This is a genomic window from Buttiauxella cochleicola (assembly GCF_021282405.1).
Classification (GTDB): Bacteria; Pseudomonadota; Gammaproteobacteria; order Enterobacterales; family Enterobacteriaceae; genus Buttiauxella; species Buttiauxella massiliensis.
This window is the reverse complement of sequence record NZ_JAJSOU010000012.1, coordinates 98,220-125,197: the sequence shown is the minus strand read 5'-3', so window position 1 is coordinate 125,197 and position 26,978 is coordinate 98,220. Positions and strand designations below refer to the sequence as shown.

The 26,978-nt window shown below is 49.2% G+C and carries 23 protein-coding genes; 12 read left to right on the top strand and 11 right to left on the bottom strand.

The window, feature by feature from the left end; translation table 11 throughout:
* The 3 genes from LVQ79_RS16705 to LVQ79_RS16695 are packed head-to-tail and all read right to left on the bottom strand — an operon-like array spanning nt 1 to nt 2,939.
* Nucleotides 1–1,128 carry an ABC transporter ATP-binding protein gene (locus LVQ79_RS16705; protein WP_232865777.1) on the bottom strand — a complete coding sequence of 376 codons (1,128 nt, stop codon included), beginning with the start codon at nt 1,126–1,128 and terminating at the stop codon, nt 1–3.
* 13 nt (nt 1,129–1,141) lie between these two features.
* Nucleotides 1,142–2,056 carry a carbohydrate ABC transporter permease gene (locus LVQ79_RS16700; protein ID WP_232865776.1) on the bottom strand — a complete coding sequence of 305 codons (915 nt, stop codon included), beginning with the start codon at nt 2,054–2,056 and terminating at the stop codon, nt 1,142–1,144.
* Nucleotides 2,049–2,939: a carbohydrate ABC transporter permease gene (locus tag LVQ79_RS16695; protein WP_064560709.1), complete on the bottom strand. Its 891-nt coding sequence runs from the start codon at nt 2,937–2,939 to the stop codon at nt 2,049–2,051. Before LVQ79_RS16695 ends, LVQ79_RS16700 begins: the two co-directional genes overlap by 8 nt.
* A 688-nt stretch (nt 2,940–3,627) precedes the next feature.
* On the opposite strand from LVQ79_RS16695, the gene wzz(fepE) reads away from it, so the two are divergent.
* Entirely contained in the window at nt 3,628–4,737 is a 1,110-nt protein-coding gene (gene wzz(fepE) / locus LVQ79_RS16690) for an LPS O-antigen length regulator Wzz(fepE) (protein ID WP_232865775.1), read from the top strand.
* Nucleotides 4,738–4,798: 61 nt separating this feature from the next.
* Here wzz(fepE) and LVQ79_RS16685 read toward each other — a convergent pair whose 3' ends face one another.
* A complete protein-coding gene (locus LVQ79_RS16685) occupies nt 4,799–5,122 on the bottom strand; it encodes a cupin domain-containing protein (protein ID WP_151993240.1) in 324 nt (107 codons plus the stop codon).
* 164 nt (nt 5,123–5,286) lie between these two features.
* On the opposite strand from LVQ79_RS16685, the gene LVQ79_RS16680 reads away from it, so the two are divergent.
* Both LVQ79_RS16680 and LVQ79_RS16675 read left to right on the top strand, forming a co-directional pair.
* Nucleotides 5,287–5,982: an aspartate/glutamate racemase gene (locus tag LVQ79_RS16680; protein ID WP_232865774.1), complete on the top strand. Its 696-nt coding sequence runs from the start codon at nt 5,287–5,289 to the stop codon at nt 5,980–5,982.
* Between the two features lie 207 nt (nt 5,983–6,189).
* On the top strand, nt 6,190–7,356 hold the full coding sequence (locus tag LVQ79_RS16675) for an MFS transporter (protein ID WP_232865773.1): 1,167 nt from the start codon (nt 6,190–6,192) through the stop codon (nt 7,354–7,356).
* A gap of 1 nt (nt 7,357) precedes the next feature.
* Here the strand turns inward: LVQ79_RS16675 and LVQ79_RS16670 are convergent, their stop codons facing one another.
* Nucleotides 7,358–8,281, bottom strand: coding sequence for a LysR family transcriptional regulator (locus tag LVQ79_RS16670; RefSeq protein WP_232865772.1), 924 nt, complete (start codon nt 8,279–8,281; stop codon nt 7,358–7,360).
* Between the two features lie 112 nt (nt 8,282–8,393).
* Here LVQ79_RS16670 and lysA point away from each other — a divergent pair, with 112 nt between their 5' ends.
* Complete coding sequence (lysA, locus tag LVQ79_RS16665) at nt 8,394–9,653, top strand: diaminopimelate decarboxylase (RefSeq protein WP_232865771.1); 1,260 nt, start codon at nt 8,394–8,396, stop codon at nt 9,651–9,653.
* Here lysA and LVQ79_RS16660 read toward each other — a convergent pair.
* Nucleotides 9,626–10,654 (bottom strand): LacI family DNA-binding transcriptional regulator, encoded by a 1,029-nt coding sequence (locus tag LVQ79_RS16660; RefSeq protein ID WP_232865770.1) that lies wholly within the window; start codon nt 10,652–10,654, stop codon nt 9,626–9,628. The two genes, lysA and LVQ79_RS16660, sit on opposite strands and share 28 nt — an antisense overlap.
* A gap of 306 nt (nt 10,655–10,960) precedes the next feature.
* Between LVQ79_RS16660 and LVQ79_RS16655 the strand changes: the two genes are divergently transcribed.
* The 4 genes from LVQ79_RS16655 to LVQ79_RS16640 all read left to right on the top strand — a co-directional run bounded on the left by LVQ79_RS16655 (nt 10,961) and on the right by LVQ79_RS16640 (nt 15,042).
* Nucleotides 10,961–12,298: a PTS sugar transporter subunit IIC gene (locus LVQ79_RS16655; RefSeq protein WP_232865769.1), complete on the top strand. Its 1,338-nt coding sequence runs from the start codon at nt 10,961–10,963 to the stop codon at nt 12,296–12,298.
* 7 nt (nt 12,299–12,305) lie between these two features.
* Nucleotides 12,306–13,733, top strand: a complete 1,428-nt coding sequence (locus LVQ79_RS16650) for a glycoside hydrolase family 1 protein (protein ID WP_232865768.1) — start codon at nt 12,306–12,308, stop codon at nt 13,731–13,733.
* Between the two features lie 89 nt (nt 13,734–13,822).
* Nucleotides 13,823–14,596 (top strand): GntR family transcriptional regulator, encoded by a 774-nt coding sequence (locus tag LVQ79_RS16645; RefSeq protein WP_232865767.1) that lies wholly within the window; start codon nt 13,823–13,825, stop codon nt 14,594–14,596.
* Nucleotides 14,593–15,042 (top strand): GNAT family N-acetyltransferase, encoded by a 450-nt coding sequence (locus LVQ79_RS16640; RefSeq protein WP_232865766.1) that lies wholly within the window; start codon nt 14,593–14,595, stop codon nt 15,040–15,042. The genes LVQ79_RS16645 and LVQ79_RS16640 overlap by 4 nt, the downstream gene beginning before the upstream one ends.
* 3 nt (nt 15,043–15,045) lie before the next feature.
* On the opposite strand, the gene galR is transcribed toward LVQ79_RS16640, so the two are convergent.
* Nucleotides 15,046–16,053, bottom strand: coding sequence for an HTH-type transcriptional regulator GalR (galR, locus tag LVQ79_RS16635; protein WP_232865765.1), 1,008 nt, complete (start codon nt 16,051–16,053; stop codon nt 15,046–15,048).
* Between the two features lie 693 nt (nt 16,054–16,746).
* Here galR and aas point away from each other — a divergent pair.
* Entirely contained in the window at nt 16,747–18,906 is a 2,160-nt protein-coding gene (aas, locus tag LVQ79_RS16630; protein ID WP_232865764.1) for a bifunctional acyl-ACP--phospholipid O-acyltransferase/long-chain-fatty-acid--ACP ligase, read from the top strand.
* Complete coding sequence (gene lplT, locus LVQ79_RS16625; protein ID WP_232865763.1) at nt 18,899–20,095, top strand: lysophospholipid transporter LplT; 1,197 nt, start codon at nt 18,899–18,901, stop codon at nt 20,093–20,095. The genes aas and lplT overlap by 8 nt, the downstream gene beginning before the upstream one ends.
* Before the next feature lie 35 nt (nt 20,096–20,130).
* Here lplT and LVQ79_RS16620 read toward each other — a convergent pair whose 3' ends face one another.
* The 4 genes from LVQ79_RS16620 to mutH form a co-directional block, all read right to left on the bottom strand.
* Complete coding sequence (locus LVQ79_RS16620; protein ID WP_232865762.1) at nt 20,131–21,171, bottom strand: NADP(H)-dependent aldo-keto reductase; 1,041 nt, start codon at nt 21,169–21,171, stop codon at nt 20,131–20,133.
* A 279-nt stretch (nt 21,172–21,450) separates the two neighbouring features.
* Nucleotides 21,451–21,669, bottom strand: a complete 219-nt coding sequence (locus tag LVQ79_RS16615; protein WP_232865761.1) for a YgdI/YgdR family lipoprotein — start codon at nt 21,667–21,669, stop codon at nt 21,451–21,453.
* A 126-nt stretch (nt 21,670–21,795) separates the two neighbouring features.
* Entirely contained in the window at nt 21,796–22,509 is a 714-nt protein-coding gene (locus tag LVQ79_RS16610) for a TerC family protein (protein WP_232865760.1), read from the bottom strand.
* A 73-nt stretch (nt 22,510–22,582) separates the two neighbouring features.
* Nucleotides 22,583–23,269, bottom strand: a complete 687-nt coding sequence (mutH, locus tag LVQ79_RS16605) for a DNA mismatch repair endonuclease MutH (protein ID WP_232865759.1) — start codon at nt 23,267–23,269, stop codon at nt 22,583–22,585.
* Nucleotides 23,270–23,954: 685 nt separating this feature from the next.
* On the opposite strand from mutH, the gene rppH reads away from it, so the two are divergent.
* Nucleotides 23,955–24,485 carry an RNA pyrophosphohydrolase gene (gene rppH / locus LVQ79_RS16600; RefSeq protein WP_034457550.1) on the top strand — a complete coding sequence of 177 codons (531 nt, stop codon included), beginning with the start codon at nt 23,955–23,957 and terminating at the stop codon, nt 24,483–24,485.
* 12 nt (nt 24,486–24,497) lie between these two features.
* Nucleotides 24,498–26,744 (top strand): phosphoenolpyruvate--protein phosphotransferase, encoded by a 2,247-nt coding sequence (gene ptsP / locus LVQ79_RS16595; RefSeq protein ID WP_232865758.1) that lies wholly within the window; start codon nt 24,498–24,500, stop codon nt 26,742–26,744.
* Nucleotides 26,745–26,978: the final 234 nt, after the last annotated feature.

Below are 26,978 nucleotides of genomic sequence, written 5' to 3'. Positions count from 1 at the left end.
TTAGAGAGAGATGTTCTGTTCAGTTTTAGCGTCGAAAATATGACATTTTTCCATGTCAAACTTGAAATACACCTTACGGTGAAGACCCTTTTCAATCATCGGCTTAGCTTCATCGGAAGGGATGCGGCAGGTCATTTCAAAATCAGCTACTTTCAGGTAGATGAAGAATTCATGACCCATATTCTCTACACGCACCATCTCACCGCTGGAATGGCTTTCAGCGAACGGTTCATCAGAGATTGAAATAAACTCAGGACGGATGCCGAAGAAGATGTCCTGATCTTTGTATTCAGCACAACGCTTCTGCTGGCGCTCGTTTAATGCCAGTGTGTCGTGACCGACGCTAATTTGCAGACGGCCATCTTTCTCAATCAGCTTGCTCGGGCGAATGTTCATTTCTGGCGCACCAATAAAGCCTGCCACGAACATGTTTTTCGGGAAGTGATAGAGGTTATCTGGCGTATCCACCTGCATGATATGACCCAGTTTCATGACACAGATACGATCGCCCATGGTCATCGCTTCGGTCTGATCGTGCGTCACGTAAACGGTGGTCGCTGGCTTGCCGCTTTTCTTCAGTTGCTTATGCAGGTCGGAGATACGAATACGCATCGACGCACGCAGCTTGGCATCAAGGTTAGATAACGGTTCGTCGAACAAGAACACGTCAGGCTTTTTCACAATCGCACGGCCTACAGCCACACGCTGTGCCTGGCCGCCGGATAACTGGCGCGGCAGACGGTCCATCAGCTCATCGAGCTCAAGGATTTTGGCCGCTTCATTCACCTGCGACTCGATTTGCTGTTTTGGCAGCTTGCTCAGTTTCAGGCCAAAAGCCAGGTTTTCACGCACGGTCATGTGCGGATACAGCGCGTAGTTCTGGAACACCATCGCGATACCGCGAGATTTCGGTGCCAGGTTATTCACCACGCGGTCGCCAATTCTGACTTCACCGCCGCTGATGGTTTCCAGACCTGCGAGCATACGCAGGGTGGTTGATTTCGCGCAGCCGGATGGGCCGACGATAACCATAAATTCACCGTCTTCAATTTTCAGGTCGATACCATGAACCGCCTGGAAGCCGTTGGAGTAAACTTTTTGCAATTTGTTGAAAATAACTTCAGCCATGATATTCCCTCACTTAACCTTTAATTCCGCTGCTGGTCACGCCTTGTACGAAGTAGCGTTGAGCCAGGAAGAAGATGATGATCGATGGCAGAATGGAGATGCTCGCCATTGCCAGAATTTCGTTCCATGGAGCGCCTTCCGTCACGTCGATAGACATTTTGAGCGCCAGTGCAATTGGGTATTTGTCTACGCTGTACACATAAATCAGCGGCCCGATAAAGTCGTTCATCGACCACATGAACTGGAACAGGGCGACAGAGATAATGGCCGGTTTCAGAATCGGCACCACCACATACCACAGCACCTGGAAGGAGTTACAGCCATCAATCTGTGCGGCTTCTTCCATATCGCGTGGCACACCACGCAGGAACTGGATCAACATGAAGACAAAGAACCCCTGGGTTGCGAACGCCATTGGCAGCCACAGCGGCAGGTAGCTATTCAACATGCCCATTTCACGGAACATCAGGTATTGCGGGATTAACAGTACGGTGCTTGGCAGCAACATAGTAGTAATCAACGTCGCGAACCAAAACTTCTTGAACGGGATGTCGAAACGCGCAAAGCCGTAAGCGACAATCGTTGAAGAGATAATGGTTAGCAGTACTTTTGGAATCACATACTGCATTGTGTTCCACATATAGTGGCCAAAGGTGTACTCAGTACCGGTTTTCCAGCCGTTGACGAAGCCATCGCTAGTTGGGTTTGACGGCCACAGGCCGAGTGTGGTGAAGATCTCATGGTTCGGTTTAAACGCCGCAGAGAACATCCACACCAGCGGGTAGAGCATCAACAGACCGACAATAATCAGCACGACATAACGGATGGTGCGGCTGATTTTTTCACGGCGCAACGTACGCGCGATCTCTTCTTCTGCAAGGTCCGTCGCATTTTTAGCCGCTAGCTGGCTTGGTTGGATATCAGCCATTTTTGCCTCCCTTATCTGCGGAGTAGAACACCCAGTATTTCGATGACTTAAAGGCGATGGAGGCAAAGACCGCCACGACCAGGAACAGTACCCACGCCAGCGCCGCGCCATAACCCATATCGAAGTATTTGAAGGCGGTGTCGTAGATATACAGTGAGAACAAGTAGGTGTAGTGAGTAGGGCCGCCGCCGGTGATGATGTACGGTGCGGTAAACTCCTGGAACGCCTGCGTGGTCTGCATGATGAAGTTGAAGAAGATGACCGGCGTAATCAAAGGCACGGTCACTTTCATGAACATCTGCCATTTAGACGCGCCGTCGATCATTGCCGCTTCATATTGTGATTGCGGAACGTTTTGCAGTGCTGCGAGGAAGATGACCATCGCCGAGCCGAACTGCCAGACTCGTAAGAGCGTAACGGACATAAGCGCCAGAGAAGGCTCACCCAGCCAGTTCACCGGGTCGAGGCCAAACACACCAATAAAGCTGTTCAGCAGGCCGTCGATAGCAAACAGTGCGCGCCACAAAACGGCAATGGCGACAGAGCTACCAAGAATTGACGGAATGTAATACGCCGTACGGAAGAAACCGATGCCGCGTAGTTTAAAGTTCAGCACAAACGCGATGCCGAGTGCGAATGCGAGTTTTAACGGGATGGTTAAAAACACATACGCAAAAGTCACACCCATGGATTTCCAGAAGAGTGAATCTTCGGTCAACATGTAGCGATAGTTCTCAATACCGGTGAATACCGGGGGATTCATCAAATCGTACTCAGTAAAACTGAGGAAGAAAGATGAAACAAACGGGAAGGCAGTAAAGACTAACAACCCTATTATGTAGGGCGAAATCCATGCCAATCCCAGCATTTTGTTTTCATTCATACATACCTACCTGGCGATCAATGGTTTAAAAATTGTTTTTTGCAAAATCGTTCTCGAAACTCATTGCCTCACCCGTGAAACCAAACGGATGGGTCGGAAAGAGGTGGCGTGTTCTTCATATTCATTCCCTGATAATTGATTGATAAATAAAGATTAAAAATCCATGTCGTTTGTTCGTGTTCTGTATTTACATCCAGATTTCATAAACATGCGAACCATGGTTCCCGATTAGTAAAACAGCGTTTTAATTAATCCTATTACGATTTGTAACTGAGTCATTCAATTCATGATGGAAATGTGATCAAAGTCGAAACACTGTTTCGATAATGTGAAATGAACGAGGTTTTGCTCTGGATGAAAAATGAAAGGAGGTAATTCTTAGTTTTTAAACTGCAATAGTTGGTGGTTGTTTTTCAGTTGATTCTTAGGAATAATGGCCATTCATTAAAGAGAGTTACGTTTCGTTACAGAGTTAAGGCTTTGTTATCAGTGCGTTACCAGATGGTAATTATGTTATTTAAAGTCAGTTTTTGATATCGACAGTGACATGCACAAGGAAAAGATAAACAGCCTTTCTTATGGTTTAAAACCCAACCTATTTCTCATTCTTTGGCGTAAGCGCTGCTTAATTTCCTGCTCCTGGAAGTTAGACGGGTATTTTTCTCAATAACTTAAAAACTGGCCAGTTATGTCTTCTATAGAAATGAAAACCAATCAATTAGAGAACACGTCTCCATACCCACTTATGGCTCCTCGCCACGAAGAGATCGACTTACTAGGCCTGATGTCCACTCTTTATGCGGCAAAAAAACAGATAATTACCATTACACTACTGTTTGCCTTATGTGGGCTGGCTGTCAGTTTTCTACTGCCGCAAAAATGGACTAGCGAAGCGATTATCACCCCGCCTGAAACAAGAAACGTTATTGGGCTGCGTCGTGCGCTGGTTGACATTACTGTGCTTGGTGTGGATGCGAATGTTGATGCGGGTAATCTCTATAATATGTTTTTGAAGAAATTTGAATCGCAAGAGCTGCGCGAGCAATTTCTGGCAAAATCTCCTTATGTACAGGCTTTGGTGAAAAATGCTGATGTGGATAAGAGTGCACTATATCGCGCAATATCCAATGTTTCTGAAAAATTCAAGGCAGTAAACAATATCGATCCGAAAAAAACCGACAATGCCCCTTATACTTCCTGGACGCTAAGTTTTACCGCGCCAGATGCGGAAACAGCTCAACAGGTGCTGCAAAATTACGTTGAGTTTGTTGCTGCTGAAGTGAACAAAGACGTTATCGCGAATGTAAAAAATGCTCTTGAGCTTAAAATTGCATTTGAAAAAAACAGACTGGCATTGGACCGTGCTGCGCTTGAGAATCAGCACAATGTTAACCTCGAGCGCTTGGGGTATTCACTGCAGGTAGCAAATGCTGCAGGCCTGAAAGACCCTGTATATAGTAATGGGCAGGCGGTAAAAGATGACCCTGATTACTCTGTTGCTCTCGGCGCAAAAGGGCTTACAGAAAAGTTAAAGATTGAGCAGTCGATTAAAGATGTGGCTCAATTGAATGCATCAATACAAAACCGCGATCACATTCTTAATTCCTTAGAAGCAATCAAGCTTGGCAAAATAGATTTCAAACCTTACCAATTCCAGATGCAACCTTCGTTGCCACTGAAAAAAGATGGTCCAGGTAAAGCGCTGATTATCGTATTGGCGACACTGGTGGGTTTGATTGTCGCTTCAGGCGTGGTGTTAGTACGTGGTGCATTCACATCTCGTATGCACATTGATTGAAGACATCTAAATTAGATTTAGTCACAAGCGGTGCCTTCCCAGGCACCGCTTTTTTTATATCTTACTTCAGGAAATCTTCGCGCACTGGGGTAAAGGTGTCCAGTAGAGTACCCGCCTTCAGGCACACGCAGCCATGCATCACATGCGGTTCTTTATATAGCGTATCACCCGCTGTTACGCGGTGAGTTTCATCACCGATAGTGAATTCAAACTCGCCGGACAGTACGTAGGTCAACTGCTCATGTGGATGGTTATGCATCGGGCCGATTGCGCCAGCTTCAAAGTTAACCTGCACACCCATCATTTTACCGTCGTGCGCCAGAATACGACGGCTCACGCCAGCACCTAAATCTTCCAGTTTGGTATCTTTAATAAAAGTGAACATTCGCGATCCTTTTCTATGTGAAACGTTGTTTCATTTAATTAATCGTATCTTGAAAAGTTCTTTTACGATAGTTCACTCCAGCGTTTTGTAAGGCAGATCACGCTTTCCTGCCGGGTAATCTCTCTGATATAACCAAAGTAATAAAAGTTAACAGGTGAAACGTCATGAAAACAATGGGTTTGCTGGGCGGGATGAGTTGGGAGTCGACCATTCCTTATTATCGGTTAATTAATGAAGGCATTAAGGAACGATTAGGCGGCCTGCATTCAGCGAAAATTGTTCTGCACAGTGTTGATTTTCATGAGATTGAAGCTTGCCAGTCAAAAGGCGAATGGGATCTGGCTGGCGATATGCTGGCGCAGGCAGCGTTAGGGTTACAGAAGGCCGGAGCGGAAGGTATTGTGTTGTGCACCAACACGATGCACAAAGTTGCGCACCATATTGAATCGCGCTGTGGGCTGCCGTTTTTGCATATCGCTGATGCAACTGGCCGTGCGATTACTGCGCAAAATGTGCAGCGTGTTGCGTTGCTTGGCACGCGTTACACCATGGAACAAGATTTCTATCGTGGCCGCCTGAGTGCTGAGTTTGGTATCGAATCTCTTATCCCGGAAGAGCCTCAACGTTTGCGTATCAACCAGATTATCTTCGAAGAGCTTTGCCTTGGGAAAATCACCAAAGAATCGAAACGCTACTATCAGCAAGTGATTGAAGAGCTAAAGGGGCAGGGTGCACAAGGTGTGATTTTTGGCTGCACTGAAATCGGATTGCTGTTAAACCAACAGGATTGCCCGCTCCCGGTCTTCGATACCGCTGCGATTCACGCCGCCGACGCGGTGAATTTCATGCTGGCTGAGTAATATTTTTTTATTTCGTATTTCAAATGGTTAAACCATAAAAAAGAGTATCCTTAGCGTACGCCGGGTCACCACCGGCGTTTTTTGTGTTATTAATTTGTTAAGCAGCGCACGTTTTTCCAAACAAGCTGCACCTCTGACATCCTCGTAATCTGGCGGTCGAACACAGTTCTCCCGCCTTTTGTTATTTCTGCAACCTGGAGTTATTCCATGCCTATTTCCTTACTCGCGCTGGCGATGAGTGCATTTGCCATCGGCACGACGGAGTTCGTTATTATGGGCCTGTTGCCCGATGTGGCAGGAGATCTGGCGATCTCTATTCCCACAGCCGGTTGGTTGATTAGTGGCTATGCGTTAGGTGTGGCGATTGGCGCACCTATCATGGCTTTGCTTACGGCACGATTGCCGCGCAAACTCTCACTGGTACTACTGATGGTGATTTTTATTGTCGGTAACATCCTGTGTGCCTTAGCGCTGAATTACCAATTCCTGATGCTGGCTCGCATAATTACGGCGCTGTGCCACGGTGCCTTCTTCGGCATTGGCGCGGTGGTAGCTGCAAGTCTGGTTGCCCCTAATCGTAAAGCATCAGCGGTGGCACTTATGTTCACCGGTCTGACGCTGGCCAATGTGTTGGGCGTGCCGATTGGCACCTGGTTTGGGCAATTGTACGGTTGGCGTTCGACGTTTTGGGGAGTGGCGATTATCGGTGTGGTTGCCTTTATTGCGCTGATTGTCAGCCTGCCATCACAGAAAGAGGAAGCGCCGACCGACCTTAAACGTGAAGTCAGCGCACTGGCTAATGGCAAGCTTTGGCTTTCTTTGGCGATGACGGTGTTTTTTGCCGCAGCGATGTTCACCTTATTTAGCTACATTGCCCCAATGTTGTTACAGGTGACGGGAGTGACTCATCAAGGCGTAAGTTGGACACTGTTCTTGATTGGTGCCGGTTTAACGGTTGGCAATATCCTTGGTGGGCGTCTGGCAGATTGGAAAGTTTCCTTTAGTTTGATACTGAGTTTTAGCCTGATTGCTATCTTCTCTCTGCTGTTTCGCTGGACCAGCCACGGGATGTGGCTTGCGGAAATTACCTTATTCCTTTGGGCAATGGCGGCTTTTGCAACCGTCCCCGCGCTGCAAATCAACGTTGTGCTGCACGGTAAAGATGCACCAAACCTGGTTTCGACGCTGAATATTGCGGCCTTTAATGTTGGCAACGCGCTCGGTGCATGGGTTGGCGGCACAGTTATTGCTCACGGCTTTGGCCTGACTGCCGTTCCGGTCGCGGCAGCAGGGCTTGCGGCTGTCGGGCTTATCATTTGCCTGATCAACTTTAGCAGTGGAACGGGTCACCATCAGCCGGTAACCGAGCAGTAATTCAGGTGTCGAGCAGCTGATTCAGCGGCTCGATGTAAATCTGCATACTGTTTTGCAGATGGTCGCTAAACGCGCTGACGAGCGCGGAAGCAGGGCGGTGAAGTGGGCGAATCAGGCTCACCGTAAACGGCACCGCCACGCTAAATCGGCGGGCGACCACGCCACTTGAAGCATAATCCAGAGCGGTCAACGGATTGACCACCGATACACCCACCCCCGCACGTACCATCGCGCACACTGAGGCTGCACTGTGTGTTTCCATCACCATTCGTCGCTTAACGTCGTGCTCCTGAAATAGTGAATCCAACAACTGGCGATAGCTGTCGGTGCGTGAAAGGCTAATGTAGTTTTCCCCAGCGAAATCTTGCGGTGTGAGTACTTTTTTATCGGCGAGGCGATGCCCTGCGGGTAACACGCACACTTCATTGAGCGTCAGTAACGTCTGGCGCTCCGTTCCGGCAGGTGTTGTGATGTTTTCGGTTAACCCTAAATCATGGCGCTGAGCTGATAGCCACTCCTCTAACAGCGGTGATTCCTGCGGCACAATATTCAGACTTAATTCCGGGTAGCGTGCCAGAAAAGGTTGAATCAACATTGGCAAGAATGATTGTGAAAACACCGGCAGACAGGCTATGGAGAGCTCGCCCTGGCGGAATTCACGTAAGCTCTCAGCGGCACTCAGAATTCTGTCCAACCCGTACCAGGAGCGCTGCACCTCTTCAAATAACCGTAAACCTTGCACTGTCGGGTGCAAACGCCCACGGCTACGTTCGAACAATTGCAGACCAATTAATTTCTCAAGTCTTGCCAGTTCGCGGCTAACGGTAGGCTGCGAAGTATGAAGTAACCCTGCGGCTTCGGTGAGGTTGCCGGCGGTCATTATCGCGTGGAAAATTTCAATATGGCGCAGAGTTATTGAGGGCATGATAGTCTCCTTTATCTATATCAGTTTTGCATAGACTCTTGCTAAAGCGATATTTTTTCTTCACTTCACTCTATGGCGTAATACAAAAAACAAATTGTTGCCGGAGCCCACCATGCCACGCCCACTGAATAACACCGACACTGCTTTGAATGCGCAAAACCTGCTGGCATTGCCAGCCGAATTTGGCTGCCCAGTCTGGGTTTACGATGCTGAAATTATTCGCCAGCAGATTGCTCAACTGCGTCAGTTTGATGTGATTCGCTTCGCGCAAAAAGCGTGCTCCAATATTCATATTTTGCGTCTGATGCGCGAGCAGGGCGTGAAGGTGGATTCCGTTTCGCAGGGCGAAATTGAGCGTGCGCTAGCTGCAGGTTACAAGCCACTGGAAAATCACGACGATATCGTATTCACCGCCGATATGATTGACCAGCCGACGCTGCAACTGGTCGCCGAACAACAGATTCCGGTGAACGCCGGTTCCGTCGATATGTTGCAACAGCTTGGTGAGGTTTCTCCAGGCCATCGCGTCTGGTTGCGTGTTAACCCGGGCTTCGGCCATGGCCACAGCCAGAAAACCAATACCGGTGGCGAAAACAGCAAACACGGTATTTGGCACGCAGATTTACCGCAGGCACTGGAAGTTATCCAGCGCTACAAACTGCATTTAGTCGGTATCCATATGCATATTGGTTCTGGTGTTGATTATGGTCACCTTGAGCGTGTTTGTGGTGCGATGGTACAGCAGGTGATTGATTTTGGTCAGGATCTGGAAGCGATTTCCGCGGGAGGCGGCTTGTCTATTCCGTATCGTGAAGGTGAAGAGACTATCGACACTAACCACTATTACGGATTGTGGAATGCTGCACGTGAAAAAATTGCTCAGCGTCTGGGGCATCCGGTGAAACTTGAAATTGAACCAGGCCGTTTCCTGGTAGCGGAGTCAGGTGTGCTGGTGGCTCAGGTGCGTTCGGTTAAAAACATGGGCTCACGCCACTTTGTGCTGATTGATGCCGGGTTTAACGATCTCATGCGCCCGTCGATGTACGGCAGCTACCATCATATTTCGGCTTTGGCGGGTGATGGACGTGAGTTGACTGAGCTCCCGTTAGTTGAAACTGTCGTTGCCGGGCCATTATGTGAATCAGGGGATGTATTTACCCAACAGGAAGGCGGAAAAGTAGAAACTCGCGCGCTGCCGCCAGTACAGGTGGGGGATTATCTGGTACTGCACGATACCGGGGCGTATGGCGCGTCGATGTCGTCTAACTACAACAGCCGCCCGTTGTTGCCTGAAGTTTTATTTGATAATGGCGCGGCGCGACTGATTCGCCGCCGCCAGACTATTCAGGAATTGCTGGCGCTGGAAATGTAATACGGGCCCGGGCCGACTGAATCACGTAATACCAGCTTGCCAACAAACGGTGGGATTGCTTCAAGCGACTCGCCGTTTGCCAGTTTTATCGCCTGGTCGATGGCTGTAGTAATCATGCTGTCGATAGGCAAATAGACACTGGATAGCGCAGGTTCCAGCCACTGAGCGCTCGGCGCATCATCGAAACCAAACAACGAAATATCCTGTGGTATTCGCACACCAGCCTGATGAAGAGCTTTTGATGCACCCAATGCCATATCATCGTTACAGGCAAATAGTGCGGTAAATGCTACGGGACCTTCCAGCAATTCCTGGCACAGTTTATGGCCGAGCACCATGCTTGAATCACCATATTTGACCAGCTCTTCACTAAAGGCAATACCATGCTTTTGGAGCGCTTTTCGATAACCCATCAGGCGCGCCTGGCCAGTTGGTGTGGAAATCGGCACCGTAATGCATGCAATGTCGCGATGCCCTTGCTGAATGAGGTATTCAGTCGCCTGGAATGCAGCATCCTGTTGCTCGAAGAACACGCAACGATCGCGAGCCTGGCTTACATCACGGTTAATGACGACCAGTGGCACTTTGATGCTATTCATGAGTGAAAGTAATGTACGTTCATTCATAAAGCGGGTGTACAGCACAATAGCGTCGCAATGCCTGTCCACCAGCATTTGAACGGCTTCCAGCTCTTTTTGCGGCGTGTCGTGCCCATCAGTGACAATCAGCTGTTTACCCCAGGCTTCAGTCTGGCGTGAAGCTTGCTGGAGCAGGCGTCCAAAGTAGAAGCCATCAAAAGTAGACACCACCAGACCCACGCTATTACTGCTGCGATTGGCAAGAGATCGCGCCAAAAAGTTAGGCCGGTAGCCCAACTCTTCCATGGCGTTAAATACCTGTTCACGGGTGCTCTCTTTGACTTGCCCAATCCCGTTGAGCACGCGTGATACCGTTGCTTTAGAAACGCCAGCGCGTAGCGCGACATCCAGCATTGTTACCATCAATTCATTCCTGATTAAGACGCTTGCTGCGTGGTCGCATGATTTCGCTAGTTTAACATGCTGTGCTTATGAAACATCGGGCTTGCGGGTTCGTTATGCCACGGATCACGCTTTTGAATGATTAAGGCTACTTACCTCTATTTGGTATACCAAAATAAGTGAATTGGTTGGCATTGGAATTCCAATATAACAATGTGGGACATTTGTCACGGAAATGTTACGCAGTTACTTCTATTTTTGGTATACCAAATCGGTCGTCTTCCATCGCAGTAAATAATAAAAAACGACAACACTGAGGTATACCCTATGGCTTTGCAGGAAAAGTTAATCGACTCTCTGGGAAGTTTTGCCACTAAATTCAATAGCTATCGCTATATTATGGCGATCAAATCTTCCTTTATTACCCTGATGCCAGTGATCATCGTCGGGGCATTCTCCGTACTAATATCGAACATGGTGCTGGATCCCAAAAACGGTCTTGCCAGTTTTTCATCGCTGTCTTTTCTCGCACAACTAAAGCCGATTACCGCGGCGATAAACTACGCCACGCTTAACTTTTTGAACATTGGTGCGGTGTTCCTGATTGGTATCGAACTGGGCCGAATCAACGGTATTAAAAGTCTGTTCCCGGGCTTGCTGGCGGTGATCTGCTTTATCTGTGTTACGCCGACCACCATCGAGATGATGGTCGACGGGCAGATGCACATGGTGAAAGACATTCTGGCACGCCAGTTTTCTGATACCCGCAGCCTGTTCCTTGGCATGTTTATCGCTATTTTATCGGTTGAAATTTACTGCTGGCTGGAAAAACGCGAAGGGCTGAAGATCAAGATGCCTGACACCGTGCCGCCGAACGTTTCTGCTTCTTTCTCCGCACTGATCCCGTCAATTATTACCGTTACCGCCATCGCCACTTTCGGCTTTATTTTCCACCAGACCACCGGCATGTATCTGTATGACGCGGTCTATCAGGTGGTGCAACAGCCGCTGGAAAAAGTGGTGCAAAGCCTGCCGGGTATTCTGCTGTTGATGTTTGTGGCGCAGCTTTTCTGGGTGATCGGCATTCACGGCAACCAAATGATTAAGCCTATCCGCGAGCCGCTACTGCTGGGGGCGATTACCGTCAACATGAGCGCGTTTGAACAGGGTAAAGAGATTCCTAATATCATCACCATGCCGTTCTGGGATGTGTATATGAGTATTGGTGGCTCGGGTTTAACTATCGGCCTGCTGATTGCGGTCATGATCGCCACTAAGCGCAAAGAAATGAAAGAGATAGCCAAGCTCTCTTTTGGCCCTGGGATCTTTAATATTAACGAGCCGGTGATTTTTGGTATGCCGATTATGCTTAATCCTATTTTGGCCATTCCCTTCATTATTACGCCACTAGTCACCGGCACTATTGGTTACTTTGCAACGGCGATGGGTTTTGCTGGTAAAGCCGTTGTAATGGTGCCGTGGACCACACCGCCGCTGATCAACGCCTGGCTTTCGACAGCGGGTTCCATGGGCGCGGTCGTCACGCAATTGGGCTGCATTCTGGTTTCCATCCTGATTTACCTGCCATTTGTGAAAATTGCTTCTCGCCGTGCCGAACAGGCGCAACTGCAGGCCGAACAGCAACAAATTGCCAATAACGCGTGAGGAAGGTATGAGCAACGTAAAAATCACCATCCCAAAAGATTTCATCCTTGGCGCTGCGGCATCAGCCTGGCAAACAGAAGGCTGGAGCGGCAAGAAAGAGAGGCAGGATTCGTGGCTGGATGCCTGGTATAAAAACGATAGGCATGTCTGGCATGAAGGCTATGGTCCTGCGGTCGCCACGGATTTTATTAATCGTTATCGCGAAGATGTGGCGTTGATGAAACAGGCAGGATTGACGCATTACCGCACCTCAATCAACTGGTCGCGCTTTTTCACTGATTACGAAAATGGCGTGGTTGATGAGGAATATGCGCAGTATTACGACAATCTGATCGACGAAATGCGCCACACCGGCATTGAGCCGATGATCTGCCTCGAACACTACGAACTGCCCGCTACGCTGTTTGAAACCTACGGCGGCTGGGCGTCGAAAAAGGTGGTCGAGCTGTATGTGCTGTACGCTGAAAAAGTGTTTGCCCGTTATGCTCACAAAGTGAATCGCTGGTTTACCTTTAACGAGCCGATTGTGGTGCAAACCCGCGTCTATCTTGACGCGCTGCGCTGGCCATACGAGCAAAACACTCATAAATGGATGCAGTGGAATCACCACAAAAACCTCGCCACGGCAAAAGTGGTGAAGCTGTTCCACGAGAAAGGATACAGCGGAACCGTGGGATGCATTCTTAATCCGGAAGTCACTTACGCACGTTCCAGTGCCGCCCATGATCAGCAGGCCGCGCAAATTTACGACCTGTTCTACAACCGCGTATTCCTTGACCCTCTGGTGCATGGTGAATATCCGGAACAGTTGATTGAGCTGCTAGAAAAACACAATGTGCAGTGGGATTACACAGAACAAGAACTCGCGATCATCCGCGAAAATACCGTTGATGAATTGGGGATTAACTTGTACTACCCACATCGGGTAAAAGCACCGTCGAGAGCCTGGAACCCGGAGACGCCATTCCATCCGGCTTATTATTATGAGCCGTTTGAGTTGCCAGGGCGGCGGATGAATAAGTCGCGAGGGTGGGAAATTTACCCGTGCATTGTTTATGACATGGCGATGCGCATTAAAACTGAGTATCGCAATATTCCGTGGTTTGTCGCGGAGAGTGGAATGGGTACCGAAAATGAAGCGCAATTCCGTAATGCCGATGGTGTGATTGAAGATGATTATCGGATTACGTTTATCAGTGAGCATTTGTACCAGGCGCTGCGCGCCCGTGAAGATGGGGCAAATTGCCAGGGTTATATGCTGTGGGCATTCACCGATAACGTTTCCCCAATGAATGCATTCAAAAACCGTTACGGTTTGATTGAAATTAATCTGCAAAACAACCGTGAGCGGCGCGCTAAAAAATCAGCTCATTGGTATCGGTCTGTCAGCGAATCTCGAACGTTACAGCTTAACCTTAACGACGAATGGAAATAATATTTCAGATGAATAGTTTGATAAGCTAATGGGTATTAATCAGCGGCAGGACACAACGCCGCTTTTTTAGCAAACACATAGGTAATATTGTGGATAAGCTCGTACTTTCGCCAGAAAAAAAACAATACCAGGAAATTGGTGAGGATCTGCGCGCGCAAATAATACAGGGATTGTATCCGGTCGGTTCGCGTTTACCGCCGGAACGAAATATTGCTGAGACTTACGGTGTTAGCCGCACCATAGTCCGTGAAGCACTGCTCATGCTTGAACTGCAAGGTACGGTCGATATTCGACAGGGCTCGGGAGTGTATGTCACCCGTGTTCCTGCAGAAAACGAAGCGGAAGAAGAAGCCTTTTTCAGTAGCGATATTGGCCCATTTGAAATGCTCCAGGCGCGCCAGTTGCTGGAAAGCAATATTGCAGCATTCGCCGCAAAAATGGCGACCAAAGCTGATATCGACAATCTCAAACGTATTCTTGAACAAGAGCAGCGTGCGATTGCGATTAACGACCTGGGCCAGGATAACTGCAAAATGTTTCATCTGGTGCTGGCAGGTGCTTCGCAAAACCAGATGCTACTGGCGACGGTTGAAAGTATCTGGCGTCATATGGACAGCAGCCCAATGTGGCAGCAACTGCGCGCGCATATCAATTCCCGAAGTTATCGTCTGAAATGGCTTGGCGACTTACAAACTATTCTGGCTGCACTTCGCCGCCGGGATGTCATGGGGTCGTGGCAGGCAATGTGGCAGCATCTTGAGAACGTGAAAAACAGTCTGCTTGAACAGTCTGATTCTGATGCCCCTGATTTTGACGGCTATTTGTTCGAGTCTGTTCCTATCTTCCAGGGAAAACTGATGTGAAAATTATGCCACTTTGTGCCGTGCCGCAGCATGAACAGCAAGTCACCGACTGGCTGTGGCAGGCGTTTGGCACTCCCGATAGCCGGGACTTTTTCGCCTCAATTGTGGTGACCAGCCAGCGGGAAGGTGAAATGCCGCTGACGTTTGTTGCCGTAGAAGGTGAGAAACTGGTTGGCACTGTAGGATTGTGGCGCTGCGATCTGATTAGCCGGCAGGATCTTTACCCTTGGCTGGCTGCACTTTACATCGATGAAAACCAGCGCGGATATGGTTTAGGGGCAAAACTGCAACAACACGTTATCGAACATGCCCGTGAATTAGGTTATCCGCACCTTTATCTCTATTCAGCCTGTAAAGGCTATTACGAACGCTTTGGCTGGCAGTACATTGGCGATGGCCTGGACTACCCAAATACGCCCGTCCATCTGTACCAATTCACTCTCTGAAAATCATTCGCCTGAATACGCAATGACTGAATGGCGTCGCACAAGTGTTGGGCTAAACATATGAGTGATTTCGGGTAATTCACGTTTTTCAGCCAGCGCCAGTGCCAGTTCTGCAGCTTGTGCTGCCATAGTGATTATCGGATAACGCACTGTTGTCAGGCGTGGACGCACATAGCGCGAGATCAGCACATCATCGAAGCCAATCAGTGAAATCTCTTTTGGTACGTCAATTCCGTTGTCGTTTAGAACGCCCATCGCACCTGCGGCCATAGAATCGTTATAACAGGCGACGGCACTGAAATGTTTCCCTCGGCCTAATAATTCGGTCATGGCCTGTTCACCGCCACTTTCATCCGGCTCACCGTAAGTCACTAAGCGATCATTCACCGACAAGCCGTGCTCCGTTAGCGCATCGTAGTAACCCTGTAGCCGGTCATCCGCATCGGAAATCTGGTGGTTGGAACACAGATAACCAATTTTGGTATGGCCTTGCTGAATCAGGTGTCGTGTCGCGAGCCACGCGCCATAGCGATCGTCCAGCGCCACACAACGCTGCTCAAAACCGGGCAAGATGCGGTTAATCACTACCATCCCAGGCATCTGCTTCATTAGTGAAATCAATTCACTATCAGGAATCATCTTCGCGTGAACCACTAATGCCGCACAACGATGGCGAATGAGTTGTTCAATGGCCTGGCGCTCTTTTTGTTCGTTGTGATAGCCGTTGCCGATCAACAAAAAGTTACCGGTGCGGTAAGCAACTTGTTCGACTGCTTTTACCATTGCGCCAAAGAATGGATCGGAAACATCACCTACGATAAGACCAATAGTTTCAGTGGTTTGCTGTGCCAGTGCACGCGCATTGGCGTTAGGGTGATAATTTAGCTCTTCCATCGCGCAGGTTACTGCCTGACGTGATGCCTCGCTGGCTTTTGGTGAATCATTAATGACACGAGACACAGTGGCGACAGAAACGCCTGCCAGTCTTGCTACATCCTTTATTGTCGCCATCGTAAATATTCCTTGGTGGGTAAACGCTTACACAACTTTAAGTGTTACGGAAAAGACGCGTCACTTCAAGGTCGCAACTGTATTCCTTGTCGCAAACCTACGCAAAATGGGGGCGTTTTGAGTGTAATCGTTACACTTAGCGAATACGGGAATTCAAGCGCAGCGGCAGACAGAGGCATGTTCTGGATTTTTAATGATTTCAGACTAAATCTTTGCTTACAGTTTGCAGCGTGCTGTTGCTATTTCGCCATGGCGAAAAGTATTCAGCCACTGCTACATTTGAAGTCCCAGAGGTATTGATAGGTGATGTCAGCATCTAATGCTGATCACATGATTTACACCAACCTGCGCGGATGCGCAGGTTTTTTTTGCCCAAAATTTGCCTGCCTGTAACAAGACGCGATGTTTTAAACACCTGGTTGCACTTTCCGCTAATTCTCTTGCTTTTTCTCGCTGGTGACACTGACTGGACTGAGCCACAATTCAGATCCCAGAGGTATTGATTGGTGAGAATTCTAGTTACGTTGTTAAGTACAATTCTTTTGCACCGACCTGCGCAGATGCGCAGGTTTTTTTTGCCTTTTTTTCAGACAATGCATTCCGCCAAACTATCGCTCCTTTTTAGTTAGTCATGTAATCTGCTGCCACTACACTTAAACATCTGCGGCATTATTAATGACAAAGGGAGTTGCTATGCTATTTGGTTTTTTCCGTACGCTTTTTCGTATTCTGTTCAGGGTGCGACTTCATGGCGATCAACAACTTCTTTCCCAATCACGCGTTCTGATTGTCCCCAATCACGTCTCCTTTATTGACGGCATTTTACTGGCGTTATTTTTACCGGGGCGTCCGGTTTTTGCTGTGTACTCCTCGATTAGCCAGCAGTGGTATATGCGTTGGTTAAAATCCTTGATTGATTTTGTGCCGCTTGACCCAACAAAACCGATGTCGATTAAGCATCTGGTCCGCCTGGTTGAGCAGGGCAGGCCGGTTGTCATCTTCCCGGAAGGGCGCATCACGGTGAGTGGCTCATTGATGAAAATCTATGAGGGCGCAGGGTTTGTTGCCGCTAAATCTAATGCGACTGTTATCCCTATTCGCATTGACGGCGCCGAACTGACATTTTTCAGCCGCCTGAAAGGGTTGGTTAAACGCCGCTTATTCCCGCGCATTAATCTGCATATTCTTCCACCCACCTCTGTTCCTATGCCGGATGCACCACGTGCCCGCGACCGCCGCAAAATGGCTGGTGAGATGCTTCATCAAATTATGATGGAAGCGCGTATGGCAGTGCGCCCTAGGGAAACATTGTACGAGGCTTTGCTTTCCGCACAGTACCGCTATGGTGACCGTAAAAGCTGTATCGAAGACATCAATTTCAAACCTGATACCTATCGTAGCTTGCTGACCAAAACGCTGTTTGTTGGGCGCATTCTGAATAAATACAGTGCGCCGGGCGAAACCATCGGGCTGATGTTGCCGAATGCGGCAATTACCGCTGCGGTAATTTTTGGTGCTTCATCGCGCGGACGAGTTCCTGCCATGATGAACTACACCGCGGGCGTGAAAGGGTTGACCAGCGCGATTACGGCAGCACAGCTCAAAACGATTTTCACCTCGCGTCAGTTCCTCGATAAAGGCAAGTTATGGCACCTTCCGGAGCAGCTTACGCAAGTGCGCTGGGTGTTCCTGGAAGATTTAAAAGCAGATGTCACGCTTGGCGATAAGCTATGGATATTCGGCCATTTATTCGTGCCGCATCTCGCACAAGTTAAACAGCAGCCAGAAGATGCTGCGATGGTGCTGTTCACTTCCGGTTCCGAAGGGAACCCTAAAGGCGTGGTGCATAGCCATAAAAGCCTGCTGGCAAACGTCGAGCAAATTCGCACGATTGCCGATTTCACCGCCAATGACCGCTTTATGTCAGCGCTGCCGCTATTCCACTCTTTTGGCCTGACGGTAGGTCTATTCACACCGCTATTCACTGGCGCGGAAGTGTTCCTTTATCCAAGCCCGCTGCATTACCGCATTGTGCCAGAACTGGTGTATGACCGTAACTGTACCGTGTTGTTTGGCACCTCTACGTTCCTTGGCAACTATGCTCGTTTTGCTAATCCATATGATTTCTACCGTCTGCGGTATGTCGTGGCAGGGGCGGAAAAACTTCAGGAAAGCACCAAACAAATCTGGCAGGACAAATTCGGCCTGCGCATTCTTGAAGGCTATGGCGTAACAGAGTGCGCCCCCGTGGTTTCCATCAACGTTCCAATGGCGGCGAAAGTCGGGACTGTGGGGCGCATTCTCCCGGCGATGGATGCCCGTCTGATGGCGGTTCCTGGTATTGAAGATGGTGGTCGGCTACAACTGAAAGGGCCGAACATCATGAAAGGTTATCTTCGTGTGGAAAACCCTGGCGTGCTGGAAGCGCCGAGTGCTGAAAACGCGCTGGGTGAAGTTGAACCGGGTTGGTATGACACGGGTGATATCGTCAAATTTGATGAAAACGGTTTTTGTGTTATTCAGGGACGAGCAAAACGCTTTGCAAAAATTGCCGGTGAAATGGTTTCGTTGGAAATGGTGGAGCAACTGGCACTTGGCGTTTCCCCAGAAAAAATGCATGCCACCGTTATCAAAATGGATGCTGCAAAGGGTGAGGCTCTGGTGATGTTCACCACTGATAACGAGCTTAACCGCGAAAAACTGCTGCAATATGCTCGCGCAAATGGTGTGCCAGAGCTGGCTATTCCGCGCGATATTCGCTTCCTGAAACAGTTGCCTGTGTTAGGTAGCGGTAAACCCGATTACGTCAACCTGAAAGCGCTGGTAGACCAACCGGAGACAGAGAATGCATGATAATGCCGTGAACGATACCTCAATCTGGTCCAGAGGTATGATGGCAGTTACCGGCGCGCAGTTTCTATCGGCGTTTGGTGATAATGCACTGCTGTTTGCCACGCTTGCGGTACTGAAACAACAGTTCTACCCCGACTGGAGCCAGCCTGTTTTGCAGATGGTCTTTGTCGGTGCGTACATTCTGTTTGCTCCGTTTGTCGGCCAGATAGCTGACAGCTTTGCCAAAGGGCGGGTGATGATGTTCGCCAACAGCCTTAAGTTAATGGGGGCGGCGATTATCTGCTTTGGCTTCAACCCGTTTATCGGCTATACGCTGGTGGGCGTGGGGGCTGCTGCTTATTCACCGGCTAAATATGGCATTCTCGGTGAACTAACCACTGGCGATCGTCTGGTGAAGGCCAATGGCCTGATGGAATCTTCGACTATTGCCGCAATTTTGCTTGGCTCAATGGCTGGCGGTGTGCTGGCCGACTGGCATATCGTGGCGGCACTTAGCCTGTGCGTGCTGGTGTATGCGGGCGCGGTTGTTGCTAACCTATTCATCCCAAAACTCGCCCCTGCACGCCCTGGTCAGTCATGGCGCTTTGCGCCGATGACACGCAGTTTCTTCACGGCGTGTCGCACACTTTGGCACAACGGTGAAACTCGTTTCTCATTAGTTGGCACCAGTTTGTTCTGGGGGGCAGGCGTAACACTGCGCTTCTTGCTGGTGTTGTGGGTGCCGGTGGCGCTGGGTATTACCGATAACGCGACGCCAACGTATCTGAATGCGATGGTGGCGGTGGGGATTGTCGTTGGGGCAGGTGCGGCGGCGAAACTGGTGACGCTTAAAACTGTAGCGCGTTGTATGCCTGCCGGTATTTTGATTGGCGTTGGCGTACTGTTCTTCGCCATGCAAACTGCATTGCTGCCGTCTTATATGCTGCTGGTGCTGATTGGTATTATGGGTGGTTTCTTTGTTGTGCCGCTGAACGCATTGCTTCAGGAACGAGGGAAACATTCGGTTGGCGCGGGGAATGCGATTGCTGTGCAGAATCTCGGCGAAAATACCGCGATGTTGCTAATGCTGGGGCTTTATTCGCTGGCGGTAAAAACCGGCGCGCCGATAGTCGGAATTGGAATTGGTTTTGGTGCCGTGTTTGCGCTCGCGATTGGCTGGCTGTGGGTTTGGCAGATTCGGCAGAAATAGTTTTATCCTCTCCCTGGGGAGAGGATATTTCTACATCACGGTGCCGGATAAGTATAAATCCGGTTCACCGCTTCTAACTCTTCAAGTACGTCTTCGCTCAAGTCCAGATGCAGGCTCTCAAGGTTAGTTTTCAACTGCTCAAGTGTGGTGGCACCTAACAGTGTGCTAGCGACAAACGGCTGACGGCGAACAAAAGCCAGAGCCATTTGGGCCGGGTCAAGATTGTGTCGCTTAGCAACATCAACATAGGCGGCAACCGCATGCTGAGTCTGTTCACCGCTATAACGAGTGAAGCGGCTAAACAGCGTGTTGCGAGCGCCAGCAGGTTTAGCTCCGTTGAGATATTTACCGGTCAGCGTACCGAACGCCAGACAGGAGTAAGCCAGCAACTCCACACCTTCGCGCTGAGTAATTTCTGCCAGCCCCACTTCAAAGCTGCGGTTCACCAGACTGTATGGGTTCTGAATGGTGACAATGCGCGGTAAATCATGCTTTTCAGCAAGTTGCAGATAACGCATCACGCCCCATGGTGTTTCATTGGAGACGCCGATATAGCGGATTTTCCCGGCACGCTGGAATTCCGTGAGTGCTTCCAGGGTTTCAAGTAGGGTGACCGGTACAGCGTTATCGGTCCACGTATACCCCAATTTGCCAAAGCAGTTGGTGGCACGTTGTGGCCAGTGAACCTGATAAAGGTCGATATAGTCGGTTTGCAAACGCTTCAGGCTGGCATCTAACGCATCACGAATATTTCTGCGATCCAGCATTTGATTTGGGCGGATGCCGGCATCGTTGTTGCGGCTTGGGCCACTGACTTTTGTGGCGATAATCAGTTTTTCGCGATTCGCACGCTGCTTTAGCCAGTTACCGACGTAGGTTTCTGTTAAGCCTTGGGTTTCCGGGCGAGGGGGTACAGGGTACATTTCTGCGACATCAATCAGGTTAACACCCTGGCTGACTGCGTAATCGAGTTGTTCATGAGCGTCGGCTTCGCTGTTTTGCTCACCAAACGTCATGGTTCCCAGCCCTAGCGTACTTATTTCAAGAGAGCTGTGGGGGATACGGTGATATTGCATAGCCGCCTTCCTTATTCTTCTGTCTTATCGGTCAGGCAAGCACCCGACAAAAAATTGACTAATAACCAAAATAATTCGAGCTGCATCGCGGCGGCAAGTGAATGAATCCCGATGAGCTTACATAAGTAAGTGATTCGGGTGAATAAACGTAGCCAACAATGATGCAGCTTGAAGTATGACGGGTATAAACATGGCAGAAGGGAGGCAAAAGCGGAAGGGGGAATGTGAAGAAAAAGTGTTACAGGCCAGCGAGGCGCTGACCTTTATACGCTGTATTTACTAACGTTCGATAATTTGTGAAACATCATCGCGATTAATCTGCATCTCATTGCCTTGCTGATCGCGATAGCTAACCAAACCGGTGTCGTCATCGACTTGCGGTTTACCATCAGTCAGGATCATACGGCCATCTTTGGTTGCCATCACGTAATCGCTGCTACAACCTGAAACCGCAATTGCCAGACCGACAGCGGAAATTATAACTGCCCATTTTTTCATCGTTATTCGCCTCGTGTGGTATGGAATGACATATACAGTCTAGTAATAACTCGGGCAACTGTTAAAAGTAAGCAGTAAATTCTTAAAAGAAACAGCGGGGAAGCGAGAATGCTTCCCCCGAGACGATTAAAGCGGGTTCTTTTTGTTGCGAATAAGATTTAGTGTTTCTACCGCAATTGAGAAGAACATCGCAAAGTAGATGTAACCTTTCGGCACATGAATATCGAAGCCTTCAAGAATCAGCGTAAAACCGACCAGCAACAAGAATGACAGCGCCAGCATTTTCACCGAAGGGTGGCGTTCTACAAAATCACCAATCGATTTTGCAGCAAACATCATCACCATTACGGCAATCACCACAGCAGCCATCATAATAAACAGATGATCGGACAGGCCAACGGCTGTAATGACGGAATCCAGACTGAAGATAATATCCAGCAGCATTATCTGCACAATTGCGCCAAAGAAGGAGTGAACGTTGGTTTTTATTCCTTCCTCTTCACCTTCAATGGACTCGTGAATCTCTTTGCTCGCTTTCCAGATTAAGAACACGCCACCTAATGTCAAAATGAGGTCTCGTGCCGAGAACGCATGGCCCATCACGGAAAACAGAGGGTGAATTAAGTGCGTCATCCAGGCGATAGACGCCAGTAACACCAAACGCATAATCATCGCAGCCCCCAGTCCCAGGCGGCGCGCTTTGGCTTGCTGCGCTTTAGGCAGCTTCGCCACAACAAGTGAGAGGAAGATGATATTGTCGATACCCAGAACGATTTCCAGAATCGTCAGTGTCCCTAGCGCCATCCACGCGTTAGGATCGGTAACCCATGCAAACAACATTTAAAGCCCTGCCAGAAATTATAAAACGCCAATTATAAACGCGAGCTGAACGCAGGACACAAATTAATTGGTGCTACAACGAGAAATGATTAGCCAGTAAAGCGGCGGTAAAGTTCTTTTTCAGATAAAAACCGCGCGGGAGCGTAAGAATTGGCGCGCCATCAGCACCGAATGCATTGGTTAGCGCTTTGCTATTGGCGGCTTTGGGGCGTAACTGCAACACTTCTCCGTGTCGTGCGGTGATGCGCTCAACCTGGCCGAGCACAATCAAATCCATTAACTCTTCCCAATCCTGACGCAACTGCTGCTCTTCTTCCTCGGAAGGAGCCCACAGCAAAGGCGTGCCGATATGACGCTCAGCAAGAGGAATTTGCCGCTCTCCTTCAACCGGAACCCACAGAACCCGTTTTAATTTGTGGCGCACATGGCTGGTTTCCCACGTCACCCCTGTGTTACCGGTGAGCGGGGCCACGCAAACAAAAGTAGTTTCCAACGGGCGGCCAAATCTATCCACAGGAATAGTTTTCAGCTCAATTCCTAATGCTGCGAAATCTTGTTCAGGTTTGCTACCAGCACTGGCACCCAGCCATAGTTCAAGCAAAACACCGATCCAGCCTTTGTCGCGCTTGAGATCCTTTGGGATCGGCAATCTGGCTAAAGCTGCCAGTTCACCTAGCGTATAGCCAGCCAGCTTCTGAGCTTGAGTCAGTAATATCTGTTCGTTTTCTGGAGGGTTAAGTAAGGGACTGAGTGTTTGCATGTTATCTTGTTACTGGCTGTTCAAAAAGTAAGCGTAATTATCCCGCGATATAAAGATAGTTTAGCGTGCCGGGGATAAGAATGACAATGCACTGATTTTTAATAACTTTTAAGATTAAAACTTATCGTTTTTTAATTTGGAAAAAACCTTTTCCCATTCTGGTCACCGGGAGTGAACAGGATCTTACACCGGGTTATCCACAGAAAAATGGGATAAGTGATAAAAAAGCTCACTACTGGTTCGATTTACAGCCTTGACTGGGGGTTAAACCCATTTTTTCACCAGATTGTGACTAACTTGTTGGCACAATCTGTGGATAAAAACGTCATTGGTCGATCTTTCATCAGTGTGAGATCTTCATGTGTGATGATCGTCACACTACTGAGCTGTAAGTTATTCATTATATCTTTATTGTATTGAATATATTGATTATTTTATTTCATATTTTTAATGGGTTTCAGGAGTTATCCTAAGTTGTCCCGAGTGTATAAGGTAGTTCTTCACAGTTATATCCACAGAAAAAGTGAATAAACTGCGAGGCCCATCCACGTTAATGTTTATAACTCGGTCATATTTTGTGAGTTATTCAAATGTTATTCCTTCTGAGAACCGTTACACAGTGGTTTACCGTCTAGCGCTTGTATGAAACAATCGCCCTAATCTAAGTTTGTTTTGAGGTAGTCCGGTGATCGATGATGATGGCTACCGCCCGAATGTTGGTATCGTAATCTGTAATCGGCAGGGTCAGGTAATGTGGGCCAGGCGTTTTGGTCAACATTCCTGGCAGTTTCCGCAAGGTGGCATCAATCCTGGCGAATCCCCGGAACAGGCAATGTACCGGGAGCTTTTCGAGGAAGTGGGTTTACAGCGAAAAGATGTCCGAATACTCGCCTCGACCCGAAACTGGTTACGTTACAAGTTACCTAAACGTTTGGTGCGTTGGGACACAAAGCCGGTTTGTATCGGCCAGAAACAAAAATGGTTTCTCTTGCAGTTGATCAGTAGCGATAACGATATCAATATGCAAACCAGTAGTACCCCAGAGTTTGATGGCTGGCGTTGGGTTAGTTATTGGTATCCGGTTCGTCAGGTCGTCTCCTTTAAACGCGATGTGTATCGTCGGGTGATGAAAGAGTTTGCAAGCGTCGTAATGCCGCTACAGGAAGTTGCGCCACCACGTAATAACGCGCCTGCATGGCGACGTAAAAGAGGTTAAGTCACGCGAAAAATGCTTACCCGTCTGCGAGAAATAGTCGAGAAGGTTGCCAGTGCCCCGCGCCTCAATGAGGCGCTGGATATTTTGGTTACAGACATCTGCCTTGCGATGGATACCGAGGTATGCTCGGTTTATCTCGCAGATCATGACAGGCGCTGCTTTTATCTCATGGCAACACGTGGCCTTAAAAAGCCACGTGGTCGCACCATTACACTCGCATTTGATGAAGGCATTGTCGGACTGGTTGGGCGTCTTGCAGAGCCGATAAACCTTGCTGATGCGCAGAAGCACCCAAGTTTTAAATATGTACCTGCAGTAAAAGAAGAACGTTTTCGCGCCTTCCTGGGTGTCCCTATCATCCAGCGTCGCCAGTTGCTGGGTGTGTTGGTAGTACAACAACGTGAGCACCGGCAATATGATGAAAGCGAGGAGTCTTTCCTCGTTACGCTCGCCACACAAATGGCGGCAATCCTCTCTCAATCACAGCTGGCTGCCTTATTTGGTCAATATCGCCAAACGCGTATTCGTGCGTTACCTGCATCTCCGGGTGTAGCAATTGCCGAAGGTTGGATGGATTCGACACTCCCTTTAATGGAGCAAGTGTCGGAGGCATCTACACTCGATACGACACTTGAGCGTGAACGTCTGACTGCAGCACTTGAAGAGGCTTCCAACGAATTTCGCCGCTATAGCAAACGCTTTGCAGCGGGAGCTCAGAAAGAAACTGCGGCCATCTTTGACCTTTATTCTCACCTACTTACCGATGCCCGACTTCGTCGTGAACTATTCGAAGAGGTGGATAAAGGGTCGGTGGCAGAATGGGCAGTCAAAAAAGTCATCGAAAAATTTGCGGAGCAATTCGCAAACCTCAGCGACAGCTACCTAAAAGAACGAGCGGGCGATCTCCGCACGCTCGGTCAACGTCTGCTATTCCATCTTGATGACAACATTCAGAGCCCAAATACATGGCCTGAACGCTTTGTGCTGGTGGCTGATGAGCTATCTGCAACCACGCTTGCTGAATTGCCGCAAAACCGCCTGGTTGGTGTTGTTGTGCGTGATGGTGCCGCGAACTCGCATGCTGCAATCATGGTCCGGGCGTTGGGCATTCCAACCGTCATGGGAGCTGATATTCAACCCTCTGTACTGCATCGGCGCACATTGGTTGTTGATGGCTATCGGGGGGAATTGCTGGTTGACCCTGAAACAGTGTTGTTGCAGGAATACCAACGGCTTATCACCGAAGAGAATGAACTCACTCTTCTGGTTGAAGACGGTGTTGATAGCCCGGCGGCACTGAAAAGTGGTGAGCGTGTGCAAGTCATGCTGAATGCGGGTCTGAGCCCGGAGCATGAGCAGCAACTTGGCAGTCGTATCGACGGAATAGGTTTATACCGCACCGAAATCCCGTTCATGCTGCAAAGCGGCTTCCCGTCAGAAGAAGAACAGGTCGCCCAATATCAGGGCATGTTGCAGATGTTTAACGAAAAACCGGTCACACTGCGTACGCTTGATGTTGGGGCGGATAAACAATTGCCGTATATGCCTATCAGTGAAGAAAATCCATGTCTGGGCTGGCGGGGAATCCGTATCACGCTTGACCAACCTGAGATTTTCCTCGTGCAGGTGCGCGCTATGCTGCGTGCTAATGCTGCCACGGGTAACTTGAGCATTCTGCTACCGATGATCACCAGCATCGACGAGATTGATGAGGCACGCCGCCTGATTGACCGTGCCGGGCGCGAAGTGGAAGAGGTACTGGGTTATGAGCTACCTAAGCCGCGTATTGGTGTGATGGTTGAAGTCCCGTCGATGGTATTCATGATGGGGCACCTTGCCAGCCGCGTTGATTTTATCTCTGTGGGCACCAACGACCTGACGCAATATTTGCTGGCCGTCGATCGCAATAACACTCGCGTTGCAAGCCTGTATGACAGTCTTCACCCGGCAATGATCCGTGCGTTGAGCCACATTGCAAAAGAGGCGGAACGTAACGGTATTGACCTATGTTTATGTGGTGAAATGGCGGGTGACCCGATGTGCGTGGCACTGCTGGTGGGTATGGGTTATCGCCATTTGTCGATGAACGGCCGCTCGGTGGCTCGCGTCAAATATCTGTTGCGCCACATTAGCCTGGAAGAGACACAACAGCTTGCGCAGCGTAGCCTGGAAGCTCAATTATCGACAGAAGTGCGCCATCAGGTTGCGTCCTTCATGGAACGACGAGGAATGGGTGGTTTGATCCGCGGCGGGCGCTAGTTGCTGGCGCCGCTCTTCTTTCTCATACCTTATTCATGCCGAAATAATTCGAGTTGCAGCCAACACAGCCGCGGCTCGAAGTATGAAGGGCATTACATATCTTTTACAACTTCACCGACTTAATCCTTGAGCCCTTTGTGCTATGATCCGCTGCTTTCGGAGCGCATCCGCACAGATGCGTACTTGCAACCCATCGTCGACTTTCGGTGGGGTAACAATGGTTTGTGGTGACAG